Genomic DNA, 9,621 nt, shown 5'->3' with positions numbered 1-9,621 from the left:
TCTATCTGCTCGCCGCCGGATCGATGGTGCTGCTTGGGCTGACGTCGGCGCTCAGCGTGCTGGTGACGCGCTGGGGCCCGAAGCCGGCTTCCGTGCCGGTGGTGCGTTAGCGGTCAGCCTGCCGCGGGGCAAACGGCAGCAGCACGTCGAACAGGCTCGGGCCGCTGGTGGCGAGCGCGCCTTCGAACGACAGCAGGCGCCGCCGGGTGATGGCGCCGCCATTGGCGCAGATGCCGCTGGTGTCGCCCGCGGCTGCGAGAGCGCGGTGGCACGGCACGATCAGGGGGAACGGGTTGCGCCGGATCGCCTGGCCGACCGCATGCACGGCGCCGGAGGCGCGGAGCTGCTTGGCGATCTCCGCAAAGGTCAACGTCTCGCCGCGCGGGATTGCGCGGACCGCCGCATAGACGCGGCAATCGAACGCCGGAATCCCGCCGAGATCGAGCGCAACGTCGGAGAAATCCCACGGCTCGCCGCGCAACGCCGCCGCAATGCCGTCGATCACCGGTTCGATCCAGGCCTCGGCACGGCTCTCGCGGGCATCCGGGCAGAGCCGTAGCAGCCGGCGGCGGGTGTCGATCTCGCGGCTTTCGGCCAGCTGCACGGCAAGCACGCTACCGCGATCCCATGCGATCCCGCATCGGCCCATCATGGTGTCGAAGATCGTGTAGGCAGCCCCCGCCATAGTCAGAACCGTACCAGCGAAAAGCGGGGACGCATCTAGAAAGTGAACAAATTATTAACAACTTTAACGAGCTGGCATTGCGGTGCGGGCGGGGCTGCGGCGTCGCGCGCCGGCCCCCCTCAATGATCGCCCCTTGGCGGCGCGCCCGGTCTCGGCTAGATCAGAGTCCGTCGCCGCGTCAGCGCGGCGCCCGGCGCGGGCGTAGTTCAATGGTAGAACGGCAGCTTCCCAAGCTGCATACGAGGGTTCGATTCCCTTCGCCCGCTCCAACCTCCCCACGCCTTCCCCTGATCTCGATCGGCTGTTGTTGCGGGTTACCGCGATAGGGCTACGGCGAGCGTTGAGACAGCGCTGCTCGGTACGCTATCGCGCGCCAATCCGGCGTTGTGGTCGCTTGCTCTGCGCTGCGCGCACGGCAGCCTGCATCCGGAGTGTGCTGCGGTTGATCGGCGTCAACGCCGCCGCCGCCGATCAGCAGGAAGCTTAGTTACTGCTTCATTGCAGGGGGTACGGCGATGACGACCACCATGATGACTTTCGACATCTTGCTGTTGGCTGCGGCCGCGGTGTCGACGGTGCTGATTCTGTTCGGCGTAGTAATCGCGAGCGGTCATGAAGGCGAGCATCAGCACGCCAACGCGCGCGTGATGTCCCGTCACGACTGATCGTCACGCGGCCTTTCGCGGTCGGCCTCAGGACTTGCCGACCGCGTTGTTCAGGTCGTGCTTGATCGTCTCCAGCAGCGAATTCAGCACATCATTGTGCGCAGGTGCTTCGCTGCGTGCAGGTGCCGGGATCGGCCTGCTGGGCGAGCGATGCTGAGCAGAAGGTGTGACCGGCGGAAGTGGTGCCGGTAACAGCGGCTGCGCCGTGGTAACTCGATTTCCGGCAGGCTGAGACGGGATAGTTGCGGCCGGTGTTACCGGGCGCTGTGGCACGGCGGATGTCCGAGACGGTGGACGAACGCTAGTTTGAACCAGTGGGACCGCGGCACGCGCCGCCGCTGGCCGATGAGGCGCAGCTTCCCGGGAATGATTGGTCGCAGGCAAGGTCGGTTGCTGCCGCAAAGGAGTCGGTTCTGCTGAGTTGAGTGTCGCAGCACCTTCCGGGCTGACGAAATCGCCGTACAGCACGTCGTCGTGACGGCCCATCCACCACAGCGCGGTGCCATATGCCGCTGCTAGCCCTATAATCCCCAGAAGGCTGAGCTCCAGCATCAGCGGCACCTCGCTGCCGTGACATGAGCTGAGCTCTCCGTGGATGCCGCCACGCGGAAAAAATGCATCCCGTCAGGCGTGATCGCCGACGTTGTTACTTGGATGCTCCATCTCGTGCGCGGCGACCGCATGCGTACTCCCGAAACTAATCAATTCATTTCGGAACCCGTGTGGCCGTGCAAGTTATTTTTAATCTAATTCAAATTGTTCCGGGGCAAAAAAGAAGCGCCGGGCAAAGCCGGCGCTTCCAGTAACTCAATAAGTGATCTGCGATCGCCGATTAGCGACCGGCCAGCACCGGCAGGCCGAGCATCGACGAGAACGGCGCCGGGTTGTTGATCAGCTGAGCCGAGGCCTTCTGATTGCTGGCGAGCGACGACCAAGCGTCCTGATTCTTGGTCAGCGACGACCACGGCTTCTGGCTCGAAGCCAGCGACGACCACGGCTTCTGCGACGCCGCCAGCAGCGGACCGAACATCGAGGACAGGAAGAAGTTCGGGCTGGTCAGCTCGGGGAAGATGCCGCCGAGGGTGGTGCGGGAGTCGGTCAGCCGCGGCGCGCCGGTCAAGCGGGCGGACGAATCCACCAGCGAAGCGCTGCTGCCGTGGCGGGAGGAGACGTCGCGGATCGCGCCGTGGCGGTTGAGGATAGCGTCGGCTTGGCCACCCTTGCCGAACGGCGGGTCGACCGTGACCACGGTACCGTCCTTGTCGCTGGAGACGATCGCGGCGTTGCTGAACGAAGCGGCCTTGAGCTCCGCGACAGCGGCCTGCGCCTTGGCTGCGTCCTGATACACCTTGAAGATCTGCGTCATTACTACCTTCCTCTAGAGTGATGCGTTGGTTGGAATTTCAGTCTTTGACCGACAATTCGTTGGCAACCCACCCAGTTCCCAACTTGGCATAGTTTCGCGACGCGGCAAGCCCTGCAAACACCAGGTTACCGGCGGCATCGCGCCGCAGCAGAACCTGCTTGCTTGCAGTAAATAATCACTTGCGATCAAGACGGTTCGATCAACTCCAGCCGGATCGTCAGTTCACGAATGCGTTGACCGGTAGCCCGGTATAGTCTTCCCCGGCGTCGACCCCCGGCCGCCGAGCTCACCGTCTCCGATTCTTGCCGGGCCGATCCTGCCGTTCATCTCCGACAGGCGGATGACTCTGGCGTGGCCCGGCGCCGCGGCCCCGTCCTGGGACGTCAGACGCAAGACATCCGTTCACGGCCCTGACGCACGACTGTGCAACCACAGCGATCCGGATTCGGCCGCGCTCGGAACAAAGCCGCGCCCTGTCGCGTCTGAGACCGACAGGGGAGAGAGTTGAATGGAAACGGTTGCGAGCGCGTCGTGGTGGACGGCGGGTGTGCTGTATCAGATCTATCCGCGCTCCTTTCAGGACAGCAACAGCGACGGCATCGGCGATCTGCGCGGCATCATCGATCGGCTCGGCTATGTGTCCGACCTCGGCGTCGATGCGATCTGGCTGTCGCCGATCTTCCCGTCACCGATGGCCGACTTCGGCTACGACGTCGCCGACTATGTCGGCATCGATCCGATCTTCGGCACCATGGACGATTTCGACGCGCTGGTGCTCACCGCGCATGCCCGCGGTCTGAAGGTCATTCTCGATCTGGTGCCGAACCATTCGTCCGACCAGCACCCATGGTTCATCGAGAGCCGGTCGTCTCGCCACAATCCCAAGCGTGATTGGTACATCTGGCGCGATCCGGCGCCGGATGGCGGGCCGCCGACCAATTGGCTGTCGGAATTCGGCGGCAGCGGCTGGGAATATGACGACGCCACCGGCCAGTATTACTATCACGCCTTCCTGAAGCAGCAGCCCGATCTCAACTGGCGCAATCCGGAGGTGCGGGCCGCGATCTTCGAGGCGATGCGGTTCTGGCTGCGCAAGGGCGTCGACGGCTTTCGGGTCGACGTGATCTGGCACCTGATCAAGGACGATCAATTCCGCAACAACCCGCCCAACCCTGATTTCCGCCCCGGCATGCCGCCGCACGCTGCACTGCTCCCGGTGTATTCGGCCGACCGGCCGGAGACGCTCGCGGTGGTGGCCGAGCTGCGCAGCGTGATCGAGGAGTTCGATCATCGCCTGCTGATCGGCGAGATCTATCTGCCGGTCGAGCGGCTGGTGGCGTATTACGGCGCCGGGCTGAAGGGCGCGCAGTTGCCGTTCAACTTCGCGCTGCTGTCGACCCCATGGCGTGCCCGCGAGATCGCAGGGCTGATCGAGCGGTACGAGCTGGCGCTGCCGTCGGGCGCATGGCCCAACTGGGTGCTGGGCAATCACGACCGGCCGCGGGTGGCGAGCCGCGTCGGGCCGGCGCAGGCGCGCGTCGCCGCGATGCTGTTGCTGACGCTGCGCGGCACCCCGACGATGTATTACGGCGACGAGCTCGGCATGGAGCAGGTCGAGATCGCGCCCGAGGACGTGCAGGACCCGTTCGAGAAGAACGTGCCGGGGATCGGTGTCGGTCGCGACGGCTGCCGTACGCCGATGCAGTGGGACGCCTCAGCGAATGCCGGCTTCTCCGATGCCCGGCCGTGGCTGCCGCCGGCGCCCGACGCCACCCAGGATAACGTTGCCAATCTGCGGGCGGACGCGCAGTCGATCCTCAATCTGTATCGCGCATTGCTGCGGCTGCGGCGGCAACTGCCGCAGCTCGCGCTCGGCGATTATCAGCCGCTCGCCGCGGAGGGCGATCTGTTGCTGTATCGCCGGCATCATCAGGGACAGTCGGTGCTGGTGGCGCTCAATCTCGGACCGGATCCGATTTCGGCTGCGTCGGACGCCATCGGGCTCGATGGCGAGGTGCTGTTGTCGACGATGCTCGACCGTGCCGGTGAACGCATCGGCGCCACGCTCGATCTCCGCGGCAACGAAGGCATCATCGTCGGCCGCGCGCCGGAGGATGTGGTGTAGCCGCCCGAGCAGCGCCCGATCTTTTCCCACAACTTCTCCGTCATTGCGAGCGAAGCGAAGCAATCCAGCTCAGTACATCGAGCTGGATTGCTTCGTCGCTGCGCTCCTCGCAATGACGATTTGAAAGGCTATCGATGGTTCAGGCCCGTGCGCGTCCGCCGCCGTCGACTTCAGTGCGGCGCAGCAGATAATCCAGACCGCCAACCCTGAACCAGCGATAGCCGTAGCCTTCGATCAGCAGCTTGTGCCGGCCCCGGCTGGCGTGGCTGTGGTTGGGGCCGAGCAGGTCGATCAAGGTGGCGCCGGCATCATCGGGCAGCCCGACCGCGAACGACACCTCGCGTGGCTGTTCGTCGAGATTATGCACGAACAGCGCTGAATTGTTGCGCCAGTCGTAGCGCAGGATCAGCACCGCGGGATCGCGCGCGGCGATCACCTTGAAGTCGCCCCAGCCGATCTCCGGCACTTCCTTGCGCATCCGGATGATGCGCTCGGTCCAGTTCAGCATCGAATCCGGATCGCGGCGCTGCTGGGCGACATTGACGTGCTCGAAGCCGTAGGCGCCGTGGTCGATCACCGGGATCTCCGGCTTGTCGCTCTTGGTGAAACCGCCGTGCGGCTCGGTCGACCATTGCATCGGCGTGCGGGCGCAGCGCCGCTCGGGCAGCGCCAGGTCGTCCCCCATCGCGATCTCATCGCCATAGCGGATCACCGGCGTGCCCGGCAGCGTCATCATCAGGCTGTAGGCGAGCTCGAGCCGGCGCTGATCGCCGCCGAGCATCGGCGCCAGCCGCCGCCGGATGCCGCGATCGTAGAGCTGCATGGTTTTGTCCGGACCGAACTTCTCGAACACGATCCGCTGCTGTGCCTTGGTCAGGCGGCCGAGATCGAGCTCGTCGTGATTGCACAGGAACAGCCCCCATTGCGCGGTGGCCGGTCGCGGGTTGGTTGCGGCGAGCGCTTTGGCCAGCGGTCCGGTGTCGGCGGCGGCGAGCGCGTAAAACAGATGCTGGTTCACATGAAAATTGAACATCATCTGCATGCGTTCGCCGTCGTCGCCGAAATAGTGCAGATCGTCTTCGGGGCGGACGTTGGCCTCGGCCAGGATGATGGAGTCGCCTTTGCGCCATTGCAGGAATTCGCGGAAGGTCCGCAGCATGTCGAACTGTTCGACCGGCTTTTTGACGTTGGGACCTTTGGTGGCGATCACGAACGGCACCGCGTCCATCCGGAAGCCGGACACGCCGAGCTGAATCCAGAACCCCATGATCTTCAGGATCTCTTCCTGCACATAGGGATTGGCGGTGTTGAGGTCGGGCTGGAATTCGTAGAAGCGGTGGAAGTACCAAGCCTTCGCCTGCTTGTCGTGAGTCCAGGTCGATTTCTGCACGCCCGGGAACACCATGCCCTGATCGGCGTGGGCGGGCTTCTTATCCGACCACACATACCAGTCGCGATACGGCGAATTGGGATCGGCGCGAGCCTGTTTGAACCAGGGATGCTGGTCGGAGGTGTGATTGACCACGAGGTCGATGATCACCCGCATGCCGCGCTGCTTGCAGCCGTGGGTGAATTCGACGAAGTCGCCGAGCGTGCCGTAGCGCGGGTCGACGCCGTAATAGTCGGAGATATCGTAGCCGTCGTCGCGATAGGGCGAGGGCTGAAACGGCATCAGCCAGATCGCCGTGACGCCGAGCCCGTGCAGATAGTCGAGCCGCCTGGTCAGGCCCTTGAAGTCGCCGATGCCGTCGCCATTGGCGTCCATATAGGTCGCGACCGACAGGCAATAGATTACGCCGTTCTTGTACCAAAGGTCGTCGATCATCGGCGCTCGGCGGCTTGGGAGGAGGGAGTGTTTGGCCTGTCATTGCGAGGAGCGAAGCGAGGAAGCAATCCAGTGCCCCCTGCTCGGCGCGCCTGGATTGCTTCGCTCGCTCGCAATGGCGAACAGATTGACGGCGTTGCGGTTAGGTCAGCGCCACGCCGTAGTAATCGTCGACCTGACGCGCGCCGCGCCAGTCCCATTCGGAGCCGCGTCCGTATTTCGGCGCGCGTTCGAGTTGGTCGATCGTGACCATCACCTGATAGCCGCCGAGCTCGACATTGTATTTCAGCGCCGGCCAGGGCAGCGGGTAGTGATCGTCGCCGATGCCGAGGAAGCCGCCGAACGACAGCACCGCGTAGGACACCCGGCCGCTGACCTTTTCGATCATCAACCGCTCGATCGAGCCGATCTTCTCGCCGTCCGGCCCGTACACCGCGGTTCCCTGCACCTTGTCGCTGCCGATCAGCTTGAGGGTTTCGTTGGCTTCTGGGTTCATGTTGGTCTCCCTGTGAGCGAAACCAACGAGCGGATCGAAAACCTGTTCCGCGCCCGAGCCTGCGTCATCGCCTCTTCACAAACCGGAGAATCGTACTTATCCTCTCTTCATCGGAAACAACGGAAGGAGGTGGTCCAGTGTCTCTCTCGAAACGCTGTCACCTCGCTGGGGACGCCCGCTGAGGTTGGCTGACTGAGCATCGTTGCGGCGGGCACGAGACCCGCTCGCCGGAAGTGATGCACGAGCAGTGAGCCGCTCGGCCGAGGCGTCTCGCAGCGCCTGGGAACCAGCGAGTTACGAGGCGCGCGTCGGCGTACACACGCCGGCGCGCGTTTGTCGTTTTAGGGCGCTTTGTCACTTCAGTGACTGTCGCTTCAGCCACTGTAGCCCGGATGCAGCGAAGCGAAATCTGGGTCTTTGTCTGCGGCTTCCCGCATTCCGCTGCGCTGCATGCAGGCTACGGCGCATGTGGGCGACGGCGTCAGAACGAACCCGCGAGCGTCAACCGCACCGCGGTTGGTTCGGCCGGATGAACATGGCGGTCGTTGATGCCGCCCAGCGGTTCGCCGGGTAGCCGTGACAGATAGTAATATTCGATCTGGTTGGTCTTGGCGTTGAACAGGTTCAGCACGTCGAGCTGCAGCCGAATGCCGTTGTCGAAGCGATAGCCGGCGCGGGCGTTGAAGATCAGCGACGACAGCGAGTGCACGCTGTCGTCTTCGATCAGCGGCCGCGGTCCGAAGTAACGCCCCTTCAGTGCGCCGAACCAGCCGCGTTGCTCGCCGAGCGTAATGCCGGCGCTCGCCACCCAGGCCGGCGCGCCCGGGATGAAGTCGCCAGCCAGGTCGAAATCCGTGAACCGCGCTTTGGTATAGGCAACGTCGAGATCGACGCCGAGCCAGGATAGCGGCCGATATTGGCTGGTCCACTCGACGCCGACGCGGCGGCTCGGCCGGCTCGGCTCGGTGGTGCCGGCATCGCCGACGAACAACAGCTCGGAGTCGAAATCGAGCACGAACACCGCGAGCGAGGTCGTCAGCCCGGGGATCGATTTGTTGCGGATGCCGAGTTCGGCGCCCTTGGAGCGCACCAGCAGCGGCACGCGGTTCACCGGATCGCCCGAGTTGGGATCGACCGTGATGGTGGCGCCGCGGATGTCGTTGCTATGCAGCCCGGTGCCGACGTTGCCGTAGAACTCGGTGCTGGCCCAGGGACCGAGCACGATGCCGGCTTTCGGGCTGGTCATCGCCGCCGAGGCATTGCCGGAGTTCGCCGGATTGTCGCTGATCACCCGGCCGGTGAAGAAATCCTGGCGCACGCCGGCGGTGGTGCGCAGCCAATCGGTCCAGCGCACGGTGGTGTCGGTCCACAGCCCGAGCGACTGCTCGGAGACGTCGTCGGCGCGCACGGTCGACAGCCAGTCGCGCTGATAGGTCTTGTTGAGGCCGACATTGATGGTGTCGGATCGCGTCTGCAGCCCGACCCGGGTTTCGACCGGCAGGCCGGCGAACCGGTAGTCGAAGCGCTGCGTGCCGTTCAGCCCCAGCACGGTGCGGCGGTCGTGCTGGTTGAACTGGTCGCCGTTCACCGGATCGTCGAGGAAATAGGTGAAGTTGTTATAGAGCTGCAGCGACGAGCGGATCACATAGGCGTTGATGTCGGTCTGGCCGATGTCGCTGGATTTCGCGAACCGGCCCGACAGGCTGTAGCGGCTGGCGATGCCGCCGTCGGTCGGATCGAGCGAGCCGTAGCGGCCGATCAGGCCCTGGTCGATCGCGCGCTGCGCCACCTGATCGGTCGAGGTCCAGCGGTTGGAATAGGCCATGCCGGTCAGCGAGAAGCCGTCGGTCGCGGTGCCCTGGCTGTAGCGCAGCACGCCGTTGAGTTTGCGGACGTTGTCCGGCACGTCCCACGGGCCATTGTAAGTGTTGGCTTCGAACGCGGCGAGCCAGGTGCCGTCGCCGACACGGGTCGAGCCGGCGCCGAGCAGCCGGCGATAGCCGAAGCTGCCGACCGTCACCTCGGCGAGGGTCTTGGGCATCGCCCGCAGATATTCGATGCCGAGCGCGCCGGCCGAGCCGAAGTCGCCGACGTCGGCGAAATACGGCCCCTTGCGCACCGTCATGGTGCTGATCAACTCGGGGATCAGGAAATTGACGTCGGCATAGCCCTGGCCGTGGCCATGGGTCGGCATGTTCACCGGCATGCCTTCGATGGTGATGGCGAGATCGGTGCCGTGGTCGAGGTTGAAGCCGCGCAGGAAGTACTGGTTGGCTTTGCCTTCGCCCGAATGCTGGGTGACCACCAGCCCGGGCGCGGCTTCCAGCGCTTCGCCCGGCCGCATGAACGGCAGCGCGTTGATCTCCGCGCCGGTGATGACGCGGCTGCTCGCGGCCTGATTCTGCGGCGCGGTCATGGCATCCGTTGCAGCGGTGCTGCTCGGCGCTGACGACGATGAG

At 64.7% G+C, this 9,621-nt stretch carries 8 protein-coding genes and 1 tRNA gene; 3 read left to right on the top strand and 6 right to left on the bottom strand.

What is annotated here, in order from left to right; genetic code table 11:
- Positions 1–106: 106 nt before the first annotated feature.
- Complete coding sequence (locus DYI24_RS14170; protein WP_164572742.1) at positions 107–685, bottom strand: methylated-DNA--[protein]-cysteine S-methyltransferase; 579 nt, start codon at positions 683–685, stop codon at positions 107–109.
- Positions 686–880: 195 nt separating this feature from the next.
- Between DYI24_RS14170 and DYI24_RS14165 the strand changes: the two genes are divergently transcribed.
- Together DYI24_RS14165 and DYI24_RS14160 are read left to right on the top strand one after the other, a co-directional pair.
- A tRNA-Gly gene (locus DYI24_RS14165) sits at positions 881–954 on the top strand.
- 246 nt (positions 955–1,200) lie between these two features.
- Positions 1,201–1,350 (top strand): hypothetical protein, encoded by a 150-nt coding sequence (locus DYI24_RS14160; RefSeq protein ID WP_159059388.1) that lies wholly within the window; start codon positions 1,201–1,203, stop codon positions 1,348–1,350.
- 27 nt (positions 1,351–1,377) lie between these two features.
- Here DYI24_RS14160 and DYI24_RS14155 read toward each other — a convergent pair whose 3' ends face one another.
- Both DYI24_RS14155 and DYI24_RS14150 read right to left on the bottom strand, forming a co-directional pair.
- Positions 1,378–1,902: a hypothetical protein gene (locus DYI24_RS14155; RefSeq protein ID WP_164572741.1), complete on the bottom strand. Its 525-nt coding sequence runs from the start codon at positions 1,900–1,902 to the stop codon at positions 1,378–1,380.
- A 280-nt stretch (positions 1,903–2,182) separates the two neighbouring features.
- Positions 2,183–2,716 carry a hypothetical protein gene (locus tag DYI24_RS14150; RefSeq protein ID WP_164572740.1) on the bottom strand — a complete coding sequence of 178 codons (534 nt, stop codon included), beginning with the start codon at positions 2,714–2,716 and terminating at the stop codon, positions 2,183–2,185.
- A gap of 508 nt (positions 2,717–3,224) precedes the next feature.
- Between DYI24_RS14150 and DYI24_RS14145 the strand changes: the two genes are divergently transcribed.
- Entirely contained in the window at positions 3,225–4,841 is a 1,617-nt protein-coding gene (locus DYI24_RS14145; protein ID WP_164572739.1) for an alpha-amylase family glycosyl hydrolase, read from the top strand.
- A gap of 139 nt (positions 4,842–4,980) precedes the next feature.
- On the opposite strand, the gene DYI24_RS14140 is transcribed toward DYI24_RS14145, so the two are convergent.
- The 3 genes from DYI24_RS14140 to DYI24_RS14130 all read right to left on the bottom strand — a co-directional run.
- Complete coding sequence (locus tag DYI24_RS14140) at positions 4,981–6,666, bottom strand: alpha-amylase family protein (protein WP_164572738.1); 1,686 nt, start codon at positions 6,664–6,666, stop codon at positions 4,981–4,983.
- 142 nt (positions 6,667–6,808) lie between these two features.
- Complete coding sequence (locus DYI24_RS14135; RefSeq protein ID WP_107357210.1) at positions 6,809–7,162, bottom strand: PRC-barrel domain-containing protein; 354 nt, start codon at positions 7,160–7,162, stop codon at positions 6,809–6,811.
- Between the two features lie 481 nt (positions 7,163–7,643).
- The coding region (locus DYI24_RS14130) for a TonB-dependent receptor (protein WP_164572737.1) at positions 7,644–9,621 on the bottom strand (1,978 nt) is incomplete at its 5' end.

The organism is Rhodopseudomonas sp. BR0C11 (genome assembly GCF_010820945.1).
Taxonomy (GTDB): domain Bacteria; phylum Pseudomonadota; class Alphaproteobacteria; order Rhizobiales; family Xanthobacteraceae; genus Rhodopseudomonas; species Rhodopseudomonas palustris_H.
The sequence above is the reverse complement of the archived record's forward strand: the minus strand, read 5'-3'. Positions and strand labels throughout refer to the sequence as shown.

Bases quoted from the DNA above. Each gene is read 5' to 3' on its own strand.
- DYI24_RS14135 (WP_107357210.1), bottom strand. From the start codon at position 7,162: ATGAACCCAGAAGCCAACGAAACCCTCAAGCTGATCGGCAGCGACAAG.
- DYI24_RS14140 (WP_164572738.1), bottom strand. From the start codon at position 6,666: ATGATCGACGACCTTTGGTACAAGAACGGCGTAATCTATTGCCTGTCG.
- DYI24_RS14170 (WP_164572742.1), bottom strand. From the start codon at position 685: ATGGCGGGGGCTGCCTACACGATCTTCGACACCATGATGGGCCGATGC.
- DYI24_RS14160 (WP_159059388.1), top strand. From the start codon at position 1,201: ATGACGACCACCATGATGACTTTCGACATCTTGCTGTTGGCTGCGGCC.
- DYI24_RS14155 (WP_164572741.1), bottom strand. From the start codon at position 1,902: ATGCTGGAGCTCAGCCTTCTGGGGATTATAGGGCTAGCAGCGGCATAT.
- DYI24_RS14145 (WP_164572739.1), top strand. From the start codon at position 3,225: ATGGAAACGGTTGCGAGCGCGTCGTGGTGGACGGCGGGTGTGCTGTAT.
- DYI24_RS14150 (WP_164572740.1), bottom strand. From the start codon at position 2,716: ATGACGCAGATCTTCAAGGTGTATCAGGACGCAGCCAAGGCGCAGGCC.